The following is a 17,805-nucleotide window of genomic DNA, read 5'->3' as shown; positions in this document are numbered from 1 at the left end:
GAACAGTGAGTTAGCTCAAAACTTGTCTTTACGAGTTTATTCAAGCAATTAATGTAGGCTTTTTTTATATATAAATTTTAACAAACATGGACATAATAACGATCATTATTTCAGGTATTGTAGGGATTGCAGCAGGTTTTGCAATTGCTAAAATTATCGAAAAAAGCAATATTTCTAACCTCATTAAAAACGCAAAAAAAGAAGCAGCTTCCATTTTAAAAGATGCTAATTTAGAAGCAGAAAATATCAAAAAAGATAAAATCCTTCAGGCAAAAGAGCGTTTTATCGAACTAAAATCAGAGCACGAACAAGTTATTTTAGCAAGAGATAAAAAAGTAGCAGAGGTAGAAAAAAGAGTACGTGATAAAGAATCGCAAGTTTCAAACGAACTTTCGAAAGCCAAAAAAGTAAACGACGATTTTGAAGCTAAAACACAAGAATACAACAACAAAATTGAAGTTTTAGACAAGAAACAAACTGAAGTTGACAAATTACACAAAAGTCAATTGCAGCAGCTTGAAGTAATTTCAGGACTTTCTGCTGAAGAGGCAAAAGAGCAATTAGTTGAAGGCTTAAAAGCTGAAGCTAAAAGCAAAGCAATGTCTCATATTCAGGACACAATCGAAGAAGCTAAACTTACTGCTCAGCAAGAAGCTAAGAAAATTATCATCAATACGATCCAGAGAGTTGGAACGGAGGAAGCAGTTGAAAATTGCGTTTCTGTTTTCAACATTGAATCGGATGACGTAAAAGGTCGAATCATTGGACGTGAAGGTCGTAACATTAGAGCTCTTGAAGCTGCAACGGGAGTTGAAATCATCGTTGACGATACACCGGAAGCGATCATCCTTTCCTGCTTTGATCCGGTACGTAGAGAAATTGCACGTTTGTCTTTACACAAACTTGTAACTGACGGACGTATTCACCCTGCAAGAATCGAAGAAGTAGTTGCCAAGACAGCAAAACAAATTGACGACGAAATTATCGAAGTTGGTAAACGTACGGTTATCGACTTAGGAATTCACGGTTTACACCCTGAACTTATTAAAGTGGTGGGTAGAATGAAATACCGTTCTTCTTACGGACAAAACTTATTACAGCACTCAAGAGAAGTTTCTAAACTTTGTGGTATCATGGCAGCCGAATTAGGCTTAAACGTAAAACTAGCCAAAAGAGCCGGTTTACTTCACGATATTGGTAAAGTTCCGGATACTGAAAGTGACTTACCTCACGCTTTATTAGGAATGCAATGGGCTGAAAAATATGGTGAAAAAGAAGAAGTTTGTAACGCCATTGGAGCACACCACGACGAGATCGAAATGAAATCATTACTTTCTCCTATCGTTCAGGTTTGTGATGCTATTTCAGGGGCTAGACCAGGTGCAAGACGTCAGGTTTTAGACTCGTATATTCAACGTTTGAAAGATCTTGAAGAAGTAGCTTACGGATTTAGCGGTGTAAAAAATGCCTATGCAATTCAGGCTGGTAGAGAACTTCGTGTGATTGTAGAAAGTGAAAAAGTTTCTGATGACAATGCTGCGAATTTATCTTTCGAGATTTCACAAAAAATCCAAACCGAAATGACGTATCCAGGTCAGGTAAAAGTTACTGTAATTAGAGAAACCAGAGCGGTAAATATCGCGAAGTAATCTTCTCACTATTCATAAAAAAGAACGGCTATCATTTGATAGCCGTTCTTTTTTATATCTACTTCTTCTATTCTAAATATCGTTAAAGATTATTTTAAAACTCGTTCCTACTCCTACTTTGCTTTCTACCGAGATACTTCCTTTCATCGCCTCGATCTGGTTTCTGGTAATATACAAGCCTATTCCGCGTGCTTCCTGATGTTTGTGGAAGGTTTTATACATTCCGAACAACAGATCGCCATAAACCGCTAAATCGATCCCTAAACCGTTGTCTGTAATCTTTAACGATTTATAGCCTTCGGGTTCAATCGAAAAATCGAAGATCACAACAGGGTCACGGTCCGGATGTGCATACTTGATCGCGTTGGTTGTAAAATTCAGCAAAACACTTTCCAGATAAGCCGGATTAAAATTAATCGTCAGATACTTTGGAACGTTGTTTACAATCGTAACGTTTGTTTGTTTGTCATAACCTTTAATGGTTGAAATTGTTTTCTCAATATACTCCGAAAGTCTCAAAGGCGCTACGGCAATATTGATATTACTTTGCGTTTTAACAATTTGGGTTAAATTGGCAATCGTATCGTTCAAATCGTTAGAAACCGTTCGCAAATGTTCTAACATTTCGTTAACCGTTTGTTTATCCACATCTGCATCTATAAAATCCAAAATAGACTTTATGTTTCCGGCCTGCGTATTTAAATTGTGCGAAACGATATGCGAGAAGTTTACCAAACGGCTGTTTTGATCACTGTACAATTTCATTGTTTTCAAGAGTTCTAATTCTTTCTCTTTTTGCAAAGAAACATCGGTATGCGTACCAATTACACGCAATGGTTTTCCGTTCTCATCCCTTTCAATAACCTTTCCGCGGTCTAAAATCCATTTATAATTGCCACTTGATGTCATTACACGATGGTAGTTTTCGTAATAGGGAATCTTATTATCAAAGTGTTCCTGAATATCAGAATAGTATTTTGGAAGATCATCGGGATGCACAATCTTATCCCAGCGTTCCGGGTCATCAAAAATATCGGTCGATTCCAACTCCAGGATCTTTAAGGACAATGACGAATAGAAGACCGTATTGGTCACCATATTCCAATCCCAAATTCCGGCCGTAGAAGCCTCCAGGGCAAACTGAAATCGTTCTTCGGAAATCCGTAACTTTTCCTCTTTATCCTTTAGCTCGGTAATGTCCGAAACATGCCCGAAGAAACTAACCCGTCCGTCAGGAGACCGTTCGGTTTTGGCCGAAACCTTAAACCAACGCATTCCTTTTTTAGGCAAAAGAGCTCTAAATTCAACATTCCAGGGCTGTACTTCCTTACGTGCTTTGACCAAAGACTGAAAAAAGAGATCACGATCCTGAACAAAAATCCGATCGTAAATAACCAATTTAATGTCATCGGTAAAATCCTTTACACTAAGCTCAAAAATGGCATCAGCTGATTTGCTGACCAAGGGGAAAGTATACCTGTTTTCGCTGTCGACAACAAACTGAAACAGCAAATCCGGCATTTCGGCAAGCAATTTTTTATAAAAATTATTTACCTCTAAGCAATTCTCATTTCCATATAAATCAAAAACCATATATCACTTATTTATGTAGATTGAAATATTAAAACAATGATCTCAATAGCTAAAACAAAAGTTAAAACAATCACTTTTATTCGCTGATTAACACAAAACTTTATACAATATATTACTTTTTGATTTAAAAACGACTTCCTGCTTCAAAAATTATTTCCTAGGATGAAAAGATAACATTACTTCTTTCAGAAAACTCCTGTCCAAATGCACATAGATTTCGGTGGTCGTAATAGACTCATGTCCTAACATCAACTGGATCGATCTTAGGTCGGCACCATTTTCGAGTAAATGAGTTGCAAAAGAATGCCTTAGTGTATGCGGACTAATGCTCTTATGCAGGTTAATTTTCACCGCCAAATCTTTTATAATGGTAAAAATCATAGCACGTGTAAGCTGATTACCTCTTCGGTTTAAAAATAAAGTATCCTCACAGCCTTTCTTTATTTTAAGATTCCCCCTAATTTCCTTCTGATAAATCTGTATGTATTTTTGAGTCACTTTTCCCACAGGAACAAAACGCTCTTTATTTCCTTTTCCGGTAATTTTCACAAAACCTTCGTCAAAAAATAAATCCGAAATTTTCAAAGTAACCAATTCGGAAACCCGAAGCCCACAACCGTATAAAGTTTCGAGCATTGCACGATTGCGCTCGCCTTCGTTGGTGCTCAAATCAATTGCTGCAATAAGCGCATCAATTTCCTTTACCGATAATGTATCCGGCAATTTTCTTCCGGTTTTGGGAGTTTCAATCAACTCCATCGGACTGTCATTTCTATAATCCTCAAACACCAGATAATTAAAGAAACTTTTCAGACCCGAAATAATTCGCGCCTGCGAGCGTGGATTAACTTCTTTGGCAACTGCATAAATAAACTGCTGCACCGTTTCATCATCAATTTTAAGCGGAGAAATTTCGATGCGGTTCGTTTCCAAAAAAAGACACAGCCGTTCGATGTCAAAACCATAATTTTCGATAGTGTTTTTAGACAAACCTCTCTCGATGCGCAGATACGACTGATAATCTTTTATGTAACGATCCCATTTCATAGGTACAAAGTAAAACATTTTTAGGCATAAAAAAACCTTCCCGATTAAGGAAGGTTCTCAAATACTGTTTTCAAAAATTAGAATTTATACGCTAAAGATAACGCAAGGTTACTATTTTTAGCACTGTCATAATAATCATCTGAATTGTCGATATCTTTATCCGAAAGAGGAGACAAACCAATTGTGTAACGAAGTCCTACCGAAAGATTGTCTGTAAAACTGTATCCCGCTCCTAAGTTAAAACCAAGATCTACTGATCTGGTAAAATCTTTAATGTCATTACCTTCTGCTTTAGCCGATAACAATACACCCAGCTGTGGACCAGCTTCAACGTTGAATTTTTTATCAATGATGTAATACTTAGCCACTACCGGAATGTTCAAATAGTTCAATTTAATATCAGCGTCATTCCCTGAAAATCCATCAACTTTAGTTCCCTGAGTCGAGAACAAAAGTTCTGGCTGAATAAAAAATCGCTGAACAACATGAATTTCTGCAAAACCTCCAACGTGAAAACCTATAAGCGATTTAGTGTCTTCAACATCACCTCCAACTACCGTTGAAATATTAAGACCTCCTTTTACTCCAAATCTAGTTTTTTGCGCATTAGCAAAACCAAATACCATTACTGCTACAGCAGCCAAAATTATTCTTTTCATTACAATTTGTTTTTTTGGGTTATTCGAGATCAAATATAAAGATAACCTTATTAAAAATGAACTTGCATTAAAGAAAATAAAATAGTAAATACAGCTTAAGGCTCTTAGACCTAAAAACATATCCTAATTTAGCAGGCTTTACCGTCCCATTTTAAGGATCAAATCAAAGCGCGAATATCAAAATAAACTTACTAAATAAAACAGCTATAAAATTTAATTTGAAATAAAAATCTGACTAATTTTGAATTTTGAATACAAAAAGTGATTCGCAATAAACTTCTTAAATAGAGTGAATTACAGCCTAAAAATCAACAAACATGGGAAATTTAGTAATTATTTAAACCAAAATATAAAACAATAAAATCCTAATTCTGTAGTTTTGACTAATATATAACATTTAAAAACATCAATTTTAAAAACACTTTTATGAAAAAAATAATCTTAGCAGCTGTTTTGTTCATCGCAACTTCAGCTACAATTCAGGCTCAATTAGTACAATTTGGAGTTAAAGCAGGGGTTAACTTTGCAAGTCAACCTGGAGACGCATCATTACAAGGTGTAGCTTTTGACAAAGAAGGTATCACAAGTTACCACGTTGGTGTAGTTGCAGAAGTTAAATTATTAGAAAAATTCTCTATTCAACCAGAGCTTTTATATTCTACTCAAGGTGCAACTTATAAATTTAAAGATGCTCAACAAGACTTTAAAAACAAACTAGCTTATTTATCTGTTCCTGTAATGGCTAAAATTTATATGACAAAATCATTAAGTTTAGAAGTTGGACCACAGGCTTCTTTCTTAGTAAGTCAAAAAGACGACGTAAGATTTAATGATGCTAACACATTCGACTTCGCTCTTAATGCCGGATTAGGATTAAAAATCACTAACAGTATTTTTGTTCAGGGTCGTTATAGTTTAGGTTTAACAGATGTTTCATCAAGTGCAGATGTTAGAAATTCTGTAGTTCAGCTATCTGCCGGATTCTTATTCTAAAAAATATATCACATACTTTTACAAAAACCGTTCTATTAATTGGAACGGTTTTTTTATTTTTACAGTTATGCAATGGCAATACCAATTGCATTACATATCACATTTCACATTTCACATTTTACATATCACATTTCACACATCACACTAAACCCATGAAAATCTGCATTATCAACGGACCCAATTTGAACCTTTTAGGAAAAAGAGAACCGGAAGTTTACGGAAGTCAAACTTTTGAAGATTATTTTGAAACGTTGCAGGTTAAATTTCCAAACGTTGAACTGTCCTATTATCAAAGTAATATTGAAGGCGAATTGATTGGAAAAATTCAGGAATGCGGTTTTACTTTTGACGGAATTATTCTGAATGCCGGAGCTTATACCCACACGTCTATCGGATTGGGAGACGCCATGAAAGCTGTTACGACTCCCGTAATCGAAGTACATATTTCGAACACCTATGCGCGTGAAAGTTTCAGACATCAATCGTACTTATCCGGAAATGCCAAAGGTGTTATCCTTGGTTTTGGACTAAAAAGTTACGAATTGGCGATTCAATCTTTTTTGTAAAATGTACTATGTAAGCTGTAAGATGAGAGCTGGGTGCAACAGATTAATTTTGATTAGCGATTTTTGATTCTTAAAACGTTACCAAATGTGTTGTTCCTGAATTTACAATTTAAACAAATAAAACGTTTCAGATCACACATTTTACATCGTTCATCGCACATTTTACAGCTAACATTTCGCAACTTTTAATTTAACAAATTTTTAATAGGCTCATTTTTAAGTTATTCTATTTTTGTGAGAGAAACACTTACATGAAAAACTATACTTTCCTCGCCTTTTTATTTTTTTCTATTTCAAACTTCGCCCAAATAAAGGGAACCGTAACCGACGAAAAAGGGGCTCCTTTGCCTTTTGTTTCCATCTTTGAAGAAAACACCTATAGCGGAACAACTTCTAACGAACAGGGTAAATTTCAGCTTACGGTAAAAGAACCCGGCAAAAACAAAATCGTTTTTCAGTATCTGGGATATAAGACTCAAAAAATAACGATTCCTGCCGATGCAAAAACAACACTTCCGGATGTAAAAATGTCTGAAGAAAGCTTTGCCCTAAACGAAGTGGTCATCGACCCTAAAAACAATCCTGCCAACGCCATTATTAAAAGCGCCATTGCCAGTAAAAAAGACAACTCCGATAAAGTTGCCCGATATACCGCAGATTTCTATTCGAAAGGAATGTTTAAGGTGAAAGATTTGCCTAAGAAGATTCTGGGGAAAAAAGTAGATCTGGGTGACGATATGGCTTCTAATTTGGACTCAACGGGAACAGGAATTCTGTATTTATCTGAAACCATCTCTAAAATTACTTTTGAGAAACCCAACAAATTAAAAGAGCGGATTATTGCCTCTAAAATCTCAGGAAACAACAAGGGATACAGCTATAACACCGCTTCAATGTCGACTTATGATTTTTACGAAAATACTTTAGACTTTGATGTAAAACTCATTTCTCCTATTGCCGATAATGCTTTCAGCTATTACAAATACAAACTCGAAGGTTCTTTTTATGATGACAACAAGCAGCAGGTTTACAAAATCAAAGTAATTCCAAAACGCGACAAAGAACCTGTTTTTGAAGGCTATATTTACATAGTCGACGACAGCTTTGCTATTTATGCTATTGACCTGGACATCAAAGGCTATCGCATGAAAAACGAATTCACAGAAGTGATGAGCCTCAACCAAAGCTTTAGCTACAATACAAAAAACAAAATCTGGATCAAAAATGCGCAGACCTTAGATTTTACGGCCGGTATTTTTGGAATTAAGTTCTCGGGAAAATTTAATTATGTATATTCTAATTACGAATTTCCGGCCTCTTTTGAAAAGAAAACATTCGGAAATGAAGTGGTTGCTTTTGAACCTAATGCCAACAAAAAAGACGATGCTTTCTGGAACAACATTCGTCCCATCCCGCTAACGATCGAAGAAAGTACCGATTACACCAAAAAAGACAGTCTGCTCATTATCAGAAAATCTCAAAAATACACCGACTCTGTTGATGCCAAAAACAACAAGTTTAAAGTGACAGATTTGCTAATGGGGTACGATTATAAAAACACTTTCAAAAGACATTCTTTTGACTATAAAGGACTATTGAATCTGACTTCTTTAAGTTTTAATACCGTTCAGGGGTTTAATTTAGATTCCGGTTCCTCTTTTAAAAAGTGGAGTGAAGATGAGAGCAAAACAACTTCGATCAGCACCACTTTTAATTATGGCTTTTCAGAGGATCGCTTTAGAGTTACTGGAGAATTCAGTCATAAATTCAACAATATAAATTATGCTTTTATCAGAGTTTCAGGAGGAACGAAAGTCGCCCAGTTCAATGGTGCTCAACCAATCAGCAAGCTGGTCAATTCTGTAAGCTCATTGTTTTTCAAAGACAATTATATGAAGCTTTACAATTTGGAGTTTGCACAGATTAACTATTCGCAAAATATTCTAAATGGCGTCAACCTGAGTGCAAACATAGGTTATGAGCAGCGCAAACCGCTTTTTAACACTACTGATTATTCATTCTTTAAAAAAGAGGACTTCTACTCGTCAAACAATCCATTGGCACCAAACGATTTTACGACTCCGGCATTTAGCCAGCACCATTTGTTTAAGACTTCTTTAGGCGCCCGAATTAACTTTGGAAACAAATACATTTCAAGACCCGACGGAAGATATAATTTTAAAGACGACAAATTCCCAACCCTTTTCTTATCTGTCGAAAAAGCATTTGCTGCCAGTGAAAAGAAATATGAATTTGAAAAAATCGGAGCGGCGGTATACTACGATTTATCTTTGGGTAATAAAGGGGTATTAGGCATGACTTTTAAAGCCGCAAAATTCTTTAATGCCGATAACATTTCGTTTATCGATTACAAACATTTTAACGGAAACCAGACTCATATCGGAACCAGTGATCGTTACCTGAATGTTTTCAACCTAATGCCTTATTACACCAACAGTACGAATGACCGTTATTTTGAAATGCATTTGGAGCACAATGACAAAGGTTTTATCATGAATAAAATCCCGATTTTGAATCTTTTAAAATCAACCATGAACATTGGTTTTCATTCACTAGCCATACCGGACAGAAAACCTTACACGGAGTTTACCGCTGGTTTAGACAATTTAGGATTTGGCAAGTTTAAAATCTTCCGACTGGATTATGTACATTCCTGTCAGGGAGGAATCCAGCAAAATGGTGTTGTATTTGGATTGAAGATTTTGAATGCACTAGATTAGAAAAAGGTGCTAAGATACTAAGGTGCTGAGATCCTAAGGCTAGGAAGCTGAGTAAAAAACTTAGAACCTTAGCTCCTTAGTAGCTCAGAACCTCACGTTCAACAATGATAATCATCCGGTTCAATATGAATCAGAACATTGCCTAATTGTGGGATTTTCTCTTTTAAGGTATCCTGGAGTTTGTGTGATAATTCATGTCCTTCTTTCACCGAAATCTTAGCCGAAACTATGGCATGAAGGTCTACGTGATAGCGCATTCCTGCTTTACGGATGAAACATTTCTCCGTACCAAGAATACCGGGAACGGTTAAAGCCTTTACACGGATTTCTTCGACTAAATCATCATTCAGATTTTCGTCCATAATTTCACCCAATGCCGGTCTGAAAATTTTGTAGCTGTTGTATAAGATAAAAAAAGCAGCAAAAAGTGCCGCCCAATCGTCTGCCGACTCATACCCTTTCCCCATGATCAATGCGATCGAGATTCCGGTAAATGCGGCAACAGAAGTAATCGCATCACTGCGATGGTGCCAGGCATCTGCCACTAGTGACGAACTATTGGTTTGTTTGCTTCGTTTCATCACCAAACGAAACGAATATTCTTTCCATATAATAATTGCTCCCAGAACATAAAGCGTCCATGATTTTGGCAAATCGTGCGGTGTCTGAATATTAGCGATACTTTCATATCCAATAATGGTAGCCGAGGTAATCAAAAAACCAACCACCAAAAAAGTGATTAAAGGCTCAGCACGACCATGACCATAAGGGTGATTCTCATCCGCAGGTTTGTTGGAATATTTGATTCCGAATAAAACCAAAAAAGACGAAAAGATATCAGTAGTAGATTCAATTGCATCGGCAATTAGGGCATAAGAATTGCCAAAAAAACCTGCCAGCCCTTTTAAGATGGCTAAGCAGGTGTTTCCTATAATACTGAAATAAGTAGCTTTTACAGCTTTTTGTTCATCTGTCATTTAACGACATTTTTTTCGCCACGAATTCACGAATTGTACACAATCTTTGTTTTAACTCGTGAATTCGTGGCAATTTTCTTTTAAGCTCTTACGATTTTTGCTCCAATTGCTCTCAATCGCTCATCGATACGCTCGTATCCACGGTCAATTTGTTCGATATTTTGGATAGTACTTGTTCCTTTTGCTGAAAGAGCTGCGATCAATAACGAGATCCCCGCACGAATATCAGGAGACGACATTGTTGTTGCTTTCAGTTGAGACTCAAAATTATGTCCCATAACCACCGCTCTGTGCGGATCGCATAACATAATTTTTGCTCCCATATCAATTAATTTATCTACGAAAAACAAACGGCTTTCAAACATTTTCTGGTGAATTAAAACATCGCCTTTTGCCTGTGTTGCCACAACCAAAACGATACTCAATAAATCAGGAGTAAATCCTGGCCAAGGTGCATCGGCAATTGTCAAAATAGAACCATCAATATCTGTTTTTACTTCATACCCGTCTTTATGAGCAGGAATGTAAATATCGTCATTGCGTTTTTCAATAGTAATACCCAGTTTTCTAAAGGTGTTTGGAATTAAACCTAAATTTTCCCAGCTTACATTTTTGATTGTAATTTCGCTTTTAGTCATCGCTGCAAGACCAATCCAGGAACCGATTTCAATCATATCCGGAAGAATTCTGTGCTCGCATCCGCCAAGGCTTTCAACACCTTCGATCGTTAGTAAATTCGAACCTACTCCGGTAATTTTAGCTCCCATAGAGTTTAGCATTTTACACAACTGCTGTAAGTAAGGCTCACAAGCAGCATTGTAAACGGTAGTTTTTCCTTTAGCCAAAACAGCAGCCATCACAATGTTTGCCGTTCCGGTTACCGATGCTTCATCAAGTAACATATCTGTTCCGATAAGACCTTCTGCCGGAGATTCTACTCCGTAAAAATGATCTTCCCTGTTGTATCTGAATTTTGCTCCAAGGTTAATAAAACCTTCAAAGTGAGTATCTAATCTGCGACGACCAATTTTATCTCCTCCTGGTTTTGGGATATAACCTTTACCAAAACGAGCTAAAAGCGGCCCAACAATCATAATAGAACCACGAAGCGCTCCACCTTCTTTTTTGAAAGCTTCTGTTTCCAAATATCCAACGTTAACTTCATCTGCCTGAAACGTAATCGAACCCGGCTCATTTCGTTGAATTTTAACTCCTAAATTACCTAATAAAGTGATTAGTTTATTAATGTCAATAATATCGGGAATATTATTAATTCTCACCTTTTCTCCTGTTAGAAGCACGGCACATAAAATTTGTAATGCTTCGTTTTTTGCTCCTTGCGGAGTGATTTCTCCTTTTAAAGGAATTCCTCCTTCGATTTTAAAAATTCCCATATTTCTTTTTTAGGTTCTGAGTTACTGAGGTTCTAAGGTTCTAAGTTTTTCTTAAAAAAAGACTTAGCAACTTAGCTTCTTAGATACTTAGCAACTTTTTTATTTATTTATTTTAGGTTCTAAGTTTGAGGCCCTAAAGCACTAGTTTTTTAAGAGAAAAAACTTAGAACCTTAGCCCCTTAAACACTTAGCTCCTTTTTTATTTCTGATTATTATTTTTCTGAAAAGGCTTCGTTTTTCCTGGCCCTTTATTGTTTTTATTGCTTTGGATTTTTGGCTGTCCTGGCGGCGTAATTTTGTTAGACATACGCTTGTTGGTACGCAACAAATCGGTTGTATTTAAAAGCTCTTCCGTGCTTTGCAACAAATTGATTTTACCTCCCGACAACTCATACAAATGCTCAAAAATCACATCGTCTTTAACGGTATCTTTGTTCCAGCTCAGGTAGGACTTTTTCATGTGATTGGCAATGACCAATACCAATGCATTTTTCATCTCGCCATCTTCCCATTTATTCGCAACATCTATCATATACTTGATATTATTACCATAAAATCTGTATTTTGGAAAATTCTGCGGATACTGTAAAACATCCGGTTTCAATTGCAGAACATCGCGGGACGGAATTGGATATGGCGATTCAACATTCAATTTAAAATCAGACATGATAAAAAGCTGATCCCATAATTTATGCTGAAAATCCGGTACATCACGCAAGTGCGGATTCAGACTTCCCATTACCTGAATAATGTATTTCGCAGCTTTGTTACGCGTTTCAGCATCTTCAATTGCAGTAGCCTGATCAATCAGTTTTTGCAAATGACGACCGTATTCTGGAATGATTAACCGTTGTCTTTCAGAATTATATTCTAAGTTAAAAACAACATCATTCGCGACTTCTTTTCTATATTTTTCGTTCATAAGTTATAATGAAACTATACCTTCTATGGTAGAAACTTCTTTGTATTTGCCAATCACTTCGTCAGCACTATGCATGGTAACATCAACAGAAACACTGGTAAATTTACCGGTTTTCGACTTTGTTGTTTTGATAACCGCACCCATATTGTTAAAAGCTTTTTCAACGCGCTCTACATTATCGTCTACTGAAGGTACAATGAATTTATACAAGTATTCTGCTGGCCAGGTATTTGAATTGTCTAACTCAACTTTTAATCTCTCGTAAAATTCAGCGGTGTTTTTTTCTTTATCGTTCTCCATTCGTAATTAAAAATAAACGCAAATATACGGTTTTGATTTCAGACTTTCGATTTTAGATTTTAGATTTTTTTCAGACTTAAAACTTTGTTTTAAAGGAGCAAAGTTACAGCGATTGAAAGGTGCAGAGAAAAAAACTTTACAACATTATCTCTTTGTCAAATTTCATCTTATATTTGGGAATTCATCGCAAAGAAATTTGCTCGCAAAGTCACGGAGTTGCAAAGTTTTTTTACATTTTCTATAATTTGACTTTGCGCCTTCCCGACTTTGCATGATTCAAAATACATTACCATGAAAACGCGCATTTTCCTTCTTCTGGTTACTTTTATATTTAATTTAATGAAAGCACAGGAAGTTAAAACCATGACTTATTTCCAAAATGACACGATCAAACTGGATTTAGATTTATACTTACCTCAAAAGAAAACAAACGAAAAAACACCCCTGATCCTTTTTGCTTTTGGCGGTGGATTTTCTGGTGGAGAACGTACAAGTGAAAAAGATTTCGGACTGTTTATGGCAAAAAACGGCTACGCGGTTGCCAGCATTTCCTACACCCTGTACATGAAAGGAAGTGATTTTGGCTGCAAAGGAACTTTAACCGAAAAAATAAAAGCGATTCAAATGGGTGTTAGCGATATGTGGCAGGCTACTTCGTTTTTAATTCAGCATGCGAATCAGTATAATCTCGACACCTCCAAATTCTTTATTTCCGGAATCAGTGCGGGTGCCGAAATGGGCTTTCATGCCTCTTTTTGGGATTACAAACTCATGAATTTATACGCCAGCAATTTACCCGAAAATTTCAAATACTCCGGTTTCATTGGAGGCTCCGGAGCCATTATGGATATCAATTTAATCACCAAAGAAAAAGCGATTCCAATGTTACTGGCGCACGGAAATAACGACACAACGGTTCCTTATAGTGCAGGTTCACATCGCTCCTGCCCAACCAATGCTTCAGGCTGGTTAATTTTATTTGGATCCTATGCGGTGTACAACCAAATGAACGACCTTCATAAAGATATTGAACTTATTACATTCTGTGGCGGCGGACATGAATTTTCCGGCTACCTTTTTCACGACGGAAAACAATATGTTCTGGATTTTGTAAACGATGTTTTAAAGGGAAAGAAATTTAAATCGCATATTATCATACCTTCAAAAAAGAAGGATGTAAATTCCGGAAAATATTTATTTTGTGAGTAATTGTTTTAGGTAGCGAAATTTAATCCTAAAATCACAAGATCACAGCGAAGAGCAGGACCTTTATTTCTTAAAATTGCGAAATCGTCCGCTTAAGGCAAAATAATCTTTTTAAATACCAATAAGTTTAGGTAAATTTGCGCTTTATTTTTAGAAAGTGCAAAAACAAATTATAGTTCTCATTGGTGGCCCGGGAACGGGAAAATCTACTCTTATCAACGAATTGGTAGCTCGTGGCTACTGCTGTTACCCTGAAATTTCAAGACAAGTTACACTCGAAGCACAACAAAGAGGCATCGATCAATTATTTTTAGAACAACCTTTATTGTTCAGCGAAATGCTATTGAATGGCCGAATTAAACAATTCGAAGATGCAAATGAAGAACCTCACAATGTAGTTTTTATCGACCGCGGAATTCCTGATGTCGTGGCTTATATGGATTATATCAATGATGATTATCCGGAGAGTTTTGCAAAGGCCTGTGAGGATTTTAAATATACTAAAACTTTTATTTTACCACCCTGGGAAGAAATTTACGAGAGCGACGCAGAGCGTTACGAGAATTTTGATCAGGCACAAAAAATTCAGAAACATCTTGTTGATACCTATAAAAAATACGGTTACGACTTAATTGAAGTACCTAAAGATACGGTTGAGAACAGAATTCTTTATATCTTAGATAAAATTTAGGCATATGTTTAAAGTTGTAAAACTAGAAACTGATTTCTAAATTTTTTAACTTTAAAACAGGACCAATGCCAGAAGCGCAAGAAATTCTCTTAAAATACTGGAAACACGACAGTTTTAGACCGTTGCAAAAGGAGATTATTGACTCCGTTTTGAATGGTCAGGACACTTTTGCATTACTCCCCACAGGCGGAGGGAAATCGATTTGTTTTCAGGTTCCGTCTATGATGAAGGAAGGCGTTTGTTTAGTCATTTCGCCTTTGGTCGCCCTAATGAAGGATCAGGTAGCCAACCTGCAGAAACGCAACATAAAAGCGATTGCGCTTACAGGAGGCATACATACCGAAGAAATTATCGATCTTCTCGACAATTGCCAATACGGAAATTACAAGTTTTTATACCTTTCTCCCGAAAGACTTCAATCGGACTGGATATTGGAACGCATTAAAAACCTCCCCATTAATTTAATTGCAATCGACGAAGCCCATTGTGTTTCCCAATGGGGACATGATTTTCGCCCGGCTTACCTCAAAATTTCAGAACTCAAGAAGTATTTTCCAAAAATTCCTTTTTTAGCTCTGACTGCAACAGCAACTCCAAGAGTCATTGAAGACATTAAAACAGAGTTGGGACTCAAAGATCCCCTATTTTTTCAGCAATCTTTCGAAAGAAAAAACATTGCTTATATGGTCTTCGAAGTGGAAGACAAACTGTACCGCACCGAACAAATTTTAAAGAAAAACCCGCAGCCTTCTATTATATATGTACGAAACCGAAAATCGTGCCTAAACCTGTCAACACAACTCCAATCGTTAGGATTTACCGCAACTTATTACCACGGTGGACTTTCTCCTAAAGAAAAAGACAAAAACATGCAGTTGTGGATGTCGGAACAAACACAGGTTATTGTAGCGACCAATGCGTTTGGAATGGGAATCGACAAAGACAATGTAAAAACGGTTATCCACACACAGCTCCCCGAAAACCTGGAAAACTATTATCAGGAATCCGGAAGAGCGGGCCGAAATGGAGAAAAAGCTTTCTCGGTATTGCTTTTCAACAATTCAGATGCCAACCAGACTGAACAGCAGTTTTTGAGCATCTTACCCGATAAGAAGTTCCTCAAAACCATGTATATCAAACTCTGTACTTATTTTCAAATTGCTTACGGAGAAGGATTAGACGATTCCTTTTCTTTCAAACTGAATCATTTTTGCAACAAATACGACTTCCCTACCCTAAAGACCTACAATGCTTTACAGTTTTTAAACCAGCAGGGAATTATTACCATGACACAGGAATTTTCAGAAAAAATCACCCTGCAATTTTTAATTGAATCAAAAGAAGTGATTCGTTATACGAGTCTGAATCCAAATGACGAAGAAATCATACTGACGATTTTAAGAACGTATCCCGGAGTTTGCGAAATGAAAACCCCTTTTAATCTTTCGCTGATTGCAAAAAAATCACAGCACACGGAAGAACAGGTTGCTACTCTTTTAGAAAAACTAAAAGGAAAAGAAATCATTGAATATAAAGCCAAAAACAACGACGCGACTATATTATTTAACGAAGTCCGTGAGGATGAACTGACCATAAACCGTGTTTCAAAATACCTCGAAAAACAGAATGAACTCAAAAAAGAGCAACTTTCGGCTGTTCTCTATTATATAAAAGAGAGCAAAACCTGCAAAAACCGACTGATACTGGATTACTTCGGAGAAGAAACCACTGAAAACTGTGGCGTTTGCTCCTATTGTATTACCCGAAAAGGAAAAATTACAGAAGCTGATTCGATTGCCGATAAAATTCTGCATTTATTAAAATCAACCGCGCTGACCTCCAGAGAAATTCAGACTCAGATCAAACTGGACGCCAACGATATTATTGTGGTGCTTCAGGAATTATTAGAAAACAATCATATCACCGTACTGGCGAATAATAAATACACTTTAAAATCATAATGGAAAAATTGAGAATTATTTTCATGGGAACTCCGGAATTTGCTGTTGGCATTCTGGATACCATTCTTAAAAACAATTACGACGTTGTTGGCGTGATCACTGCAGCAGACAAGCCTGCAGGACGTGGACAAAAAATAAAATACTCTGCAGTAAAAGAATATGCACTGGCAAACAACCTGACCTTACTACAGCCAACGAATCTAAAAGATGAAAGTTTCTTAGCCGAGCTAAAAGCGTTGAACGCCAATTTGCAAATTGTGGTAGCTTTTAGAATGTTACCAAAAGTAGTTTGGGAAATGCCAAGCCTTGGAACGTTTAACCTGCACGCTTCCCTATTACCAAATTACCGTGGTGCAGCACCTATCAACTGGGCAATCATCAACGGAGAAACCAAAACCGGAGTTACCACCTTCTTTATTGATGACAAAATAGATACCGGAGCAATGATCCTAAACTCGGAAATTGCAATTGAACCGGAAGAAAATGCCGGACAACTACACGACCGACTTATGTTATTAGGTAGCGAAACCGTGATTGAAACTTTAAAGGTGATTGAAAACGGAAATGTAAAAACTACTATCCAGGAAGATACTGCCGAAATTAAAACCGCCTACAAATTAAACAAAGAAAACTGCAAAATCGACTGGACAAAATCCGGAGCCGAAATCAACAACCTAATTCGTGGTTTGAGTCCGTATCCTGCGTCCTGGTGTTTCTTAAAAGACAAAGAGGAAGAACAAAGCATCAAAATATACGAAGCAAAACTACTTTCCGAAACACATTCGCATGAGACAGGAAGCCTGATTTGCAGTAAAAAAGAAATAAAAGTTGCCGTTCAGGATGGGTACATTCAAATTTTAAGTTTACAGCTGCCGGGAAAAAAAAGAATGCAGGTGGCAGAATTGCTAAACGGCATCACTTTTTCGGATACGGCAAAAGTCTATTAAGCTCAATAAAACAGGGGTTTCTACCTGATTTTGACCTGCTAACGCCTCGCTTTATGAACAAAAAAAGCAAGTTATTAACAATTTTTGCTAAAATTAAAGAAAACACTTGCAAGGAACGGATTTCCTACTAAATTTGTGTATTAACAATTTTTTTTAACC

At 36.6% G+C, this 17,805-nt stretch carries 15 protein-coding genes; 8 read left to right on the top strand and 7 right to left on the bottom strand.

What is annotated here, in order from left to right; translation table 11 throughout:
- Positions 1 to 86 precede the first annotated feature (86 nt).
- Positions 87 to 1,649 (top strand): ribonuclease Y, encoded by a 1,563-nt coding sequence (gene rny, locus ACN1CN_RS16855; RefSeq protein WP_264525159.1) that lies wholly within the window; start codon positions 87 to 89, stop codon positions 1,647 to 1,649.
- A gap of 72 nt (positions 1,650 to 1,721) precedes the next feature.
- Here rny and ACN1CN_RS16850 read toward each other — a convergent pair whose 3' ends face one another.
- From ACN1CN_RS16850 to ACN1CN_RS16840, 3 genes are all read right to left on the bottom strand, one after another.
- On the bottom strand, positions 1,722 to 3,242 hold the full coding sequence (locus ACN1CN_RS16850) for a PAS domain-containing protein (RefSeq protein WP_419136467.1): 1,521 nt from the start codon (positions 3,240 to 3,242) through the stop codon (positions 1,722 to 1,724).
- 150 nt (positions 3,243 to 3,392) lie between these two features.
- Complete coding sequence (xerD, locus tag ACN1CN_RS16845) at positions 3,393 to 4,289, bottom strand: site-specific tyrosine recombinase XerD (protein ID WP_419136529.1); 897 nt, start codon at positions 4,287 to 4,289, stop codon at positions 3,393 to 3,395.
- 77 nt (positions 4,290 to 4,366) lie between these two features.
- Positions 4,367 to 4,948: a porin family protein gene (locus tag ACN1CN_RS16840; protein ID WP_264525161.1), complete on the bottom strand. Its 582-nt coding sequence runs from the start codon at positions 4,946 to 4,948 to the stop codon at positions 4,367 to 4,369.
- Positions 4,949 to 5,374: 426 nt separating this feature from the next.
- On the opposite strand from ACN1CN_RS16840, the gene ACN1CN_RS16835 reads away from it, so the two are divergent.
- The 3 genes from ACN1CN_RS16835 to ACN1CN_RS16825 all read left to right on the top strand — a co-directional run bounded on the left by ACN1CN_RS16835 (position 5,375) and on the right by ACN1CN_RS16825 (position 9,248).
- Complete coding sequence (locus ACN1CN_RS16835) at positions 5,375 to 5,941, top strand: porin family protein (RefSeq protein ID WP_264525162.1); 567 nt, start codon at positions 5,375 to 5,377, stop codon at positions 5,939 to 5,941.
- Between the two features lie 152 nt (positions 5,942 to 6,093).
- The gene (gene aroQ / locus ACN1CN_RS16830; protein ID WP_419136466.1) at positions 6,094 to 6,507 is read left to right on the top strand and encodes a type II 3-dehydroquinate dehydratase; all 414 of its coding nucleotides are present in this window, start codon (positions 6,094 to 6,096) and stop codon (positions 6,505 to 6,507) included.
- 251 nt (positions 6,508 to 6,758) lie between these two features.
- Positions 6,759 to 9,248: a DUF5686 and carboxypeptidase regulatory-like domain-containing protein gene (locus ACN1CN_RS16825; protein WP_419136465.1), complete on the top strand. Its 2,490-nt coding sequence runs from the start codon at positions 6,759 to 6,761 to the stop codon at positions 9,246 to 9,248.
- Between the two features lie 98 nt (positions 9,249 to 9,346).
- Here the strand turns inward: ACN1CN_RS16825 and ACN1CN_RS16820 are convergent, their stop codons facing one another.
- The 4 genes from ACN1CN_RS16820 to ACN1CN_RS16805 all read right to left on the bottom strand — a co-directional run bounded on the left by ACN1CN_RS16820 (position 9,347) and on the right by ACN1CN_RS16805 (position 12,841).
- Complete coding sequence (locus tag ACN1CN_RS16820; protein WP_419136464.1) at positions 9,347 to 10,225, bottom strand: cation diffusion facilitator family transporter; 879 nt, start codon at positions 10,223 to 10,225, stop codon at positions 9,347 to 9,349.
- 80 nt (positions 10,226 to 10,305) lie between these two features.
- Positions 10,306 to 11,619: a UDP-N-acetylglucosamine 1-carboxyvinyltransferase gene (gene murA / locus ACN1CN_RS16815; protein WP_419136463.1), complete on the bottom strand. Its 1,314-nt coding sequence runs from the start codon at positions 11,617 to 11,619 to the stop codon at positions 10,306 to 10,308.
- A gap of 199 nt (positions 11,620 to 11,818) precedes the next feature.
- On the bottom strand, positions 11,819 to 12,541 hold the full coding sequence (locus tag ACN1CN_RS16810) for a DUF4290 domain-containing protein (protein WP_264525167.1): 723 nt from the start codon (positions 12,539 to 12,541) through the stop codon (positions 11,819 to 11,821).
- A gap of 3 nt (positions 12,542 to 12,544) precedes the next feature.
- Complete coding sequence (locus ACN1CN_RS16805) at positions 12,545 to 12,841, bottom strand: DUF493 domain-containing protein (RefSeq protein WP_264525168.1); 297 nt, start codon at positions 12,839 to 12,841, stop codon at positions 12,545 to 12,547.
- 291 nt (positions 12,842 to 13,132) lie between these two features.
- Here ACN1CN_RS16805 and ACN1CN_RS16800 point away from each other — a divergent pair, with 291 nt between their 5' ends.
- The 4 genes from ACN1CN_RS16800 (at position 13,133) to fmt (ending at position 17,646) form a co-directional block, all read left to right on the top strand.
- Positions 13,133 to 14,050: an alpha/beta hydrolase family protein gene (locus ACN1CN_RS16800; protein ID WP_419136462.1), complete on the top strand. Its 918-nt coding sequence runs from the start codon at positions 13,133 to 13,135 to the stop codon at positions 14,048 to 14,050.
- Between the two features lie 154 nt (positions 14,051 to 14,204).
- The gene (locus ACN1CN_RS16795) at positions 14,205 to 14,738 is read left to right on the top strand and encodes an ATP-binding protein (RefSeq protein ID WP_264525170.1); all 534 of its coding nucleotides are present in this window, start codon (positions 14,205 to 14,207) and stop codon (positions 14,736 to 14,738) included.
- Between the two features lie 65 nt (positions 14,739 to 14,803).
- Positions 14,804 to 16,699 carry a RecQ family ATP-dependent DNA helicase gene (locus tag ACN1CN_RS16790; RefSeq protein WP_419136461.1) on the top strand — a complete coding sequence of 632 codons (1,896 nt, stop codon included), beginning with the start codon at positions 14,804 to 14,806 and terminating at the stop codon, positions 16,697 to 16,699.
- Positions 16,699 to 17,646 (top strand): methionyl-tRNA formyltransferase, encoded by a 948-nt coding sequence (gene fmt / locus ACN1CN_RS16785; protein WP_264525172.1) that lies wholly within the window; start codon positions 16,699 to 16,701, stop codon positions 17,644 to 17,646. The genes ACN1CN_RS16790 and fmt overlap by 1 nt, the downstream gene beginning before the upstream one ends.
- Positions 17,647 to 17,805: the final 159 nt, after the last annotated feature.

This window comes from Flavobacterium sp. T12S277 (genome assembly GCF_048514875.1).
Classification (GTDB): Bacteria; Bacteroidota; Bacteroidia; order Flavobacteriales; family Flavobacteriaceae; genus Flavobacterium.
Note: the sequence above shows the minus strand (reverse complement) of the source record. Positions and strands in the feature narration are given on the sequence as shown.

Bases quoted from the DNA above. Each gene is read 5' to 3' on its own strand.
- ACN1CN_RS16800 (WP_419136462.1), top strand. From the start codon at position 13,133: ATGAAAACGCGCATTTTCCTTCTTCTGGTTACTTTTATATTTAATTTA.
- murA (WP_419136463.1), bottom strand. From the start codon at position 11,619: ATGGGAATTTTTAAAATCGAAGGAGGAATTCCTTTAAAAGGAGAAATC.
- ACN1CN_RS16850 (WP_419136467.1), bottom strand. From the start codon at position 3,242: ATGGTTTTTGATTTATATGGAAATGAGAATTGCTTAGAGGTAAATAAT.
- aroQ (WP_419136466.1), top strand. From the start codon at position 6,094: ATGAAAATCTGCATTATCAACGGACCCAATTTGAACCTTTTAGGAAAA.
- ACN1CN_RS16810 (WP_264525167.1), bottom strand. From the start codon at position 12,541: ATGAACGAAAAATATAGAAAAGAAGTCGCGAATGATGTTGTTTTTAAC.
- ACN1CN_RS16840 (WP_264525161.1), bottom strand. From the start codon at position 4,948: ATGAAAAGAATAATTTTGGCTGCTGTAGCAGTAATGGTATTTGGTTTT.
- ACN1CN_RS16790 (WP_419136461.1), top strand. From the start codon at position 14,804: ATGCCAGAAGCGCAAGAAATTCTCTTAAAATACTGGAAACACGACAGT.
- ACN1CN_RS16825 (WP_419136465.1), top strand. From the start codon at position 6,759: ATGAAAAACTATACTTTCCTCGCCTTTTTATTTTTTTCTATTTCAAAC.
- ACN1CN_RS16835 (WP_264525162.1), top strand. From the start codon at position 5,375: ATGAAAAAAATAATCTTAGCAGCTGTTTTGTTCATCGCAACTTCAGCT.
- xerD (WP_419136529.1), bottom strand. From the start codon at position 4,289: ATGAAATGGGATCGTTACATAAAAGATTATCAGTCGTATCTGCGCATC.
- ACN1CN_RS16805 (WP_264525168.1), bottom strand. From the start codon at position 12,841: ATGGAGAACGATAAAGAAAAAAACACCGCTGAATTTTACGAGAGATTA.
- rny (WP_264525159.1), top strand. From the start codon at position 87: ATGGACATAATAACGATCATTATTTCAGGTATTGTAGGGATTGCAGCA.
- fmt (WP_264525172.1), top strand. From the start codon at position 16,699: ATGGAAAAATTGAGAATTATTTTCATGGGAACTCCGGAATTTGCTGTT.
- ACN1CN_RS16820 (WP_419136464.1), bottom strand. From the start codon at position 10,225: ATGACAGATGAACAAAAAGCTGTAAAAGCTACTTATTTCAGTATTATA.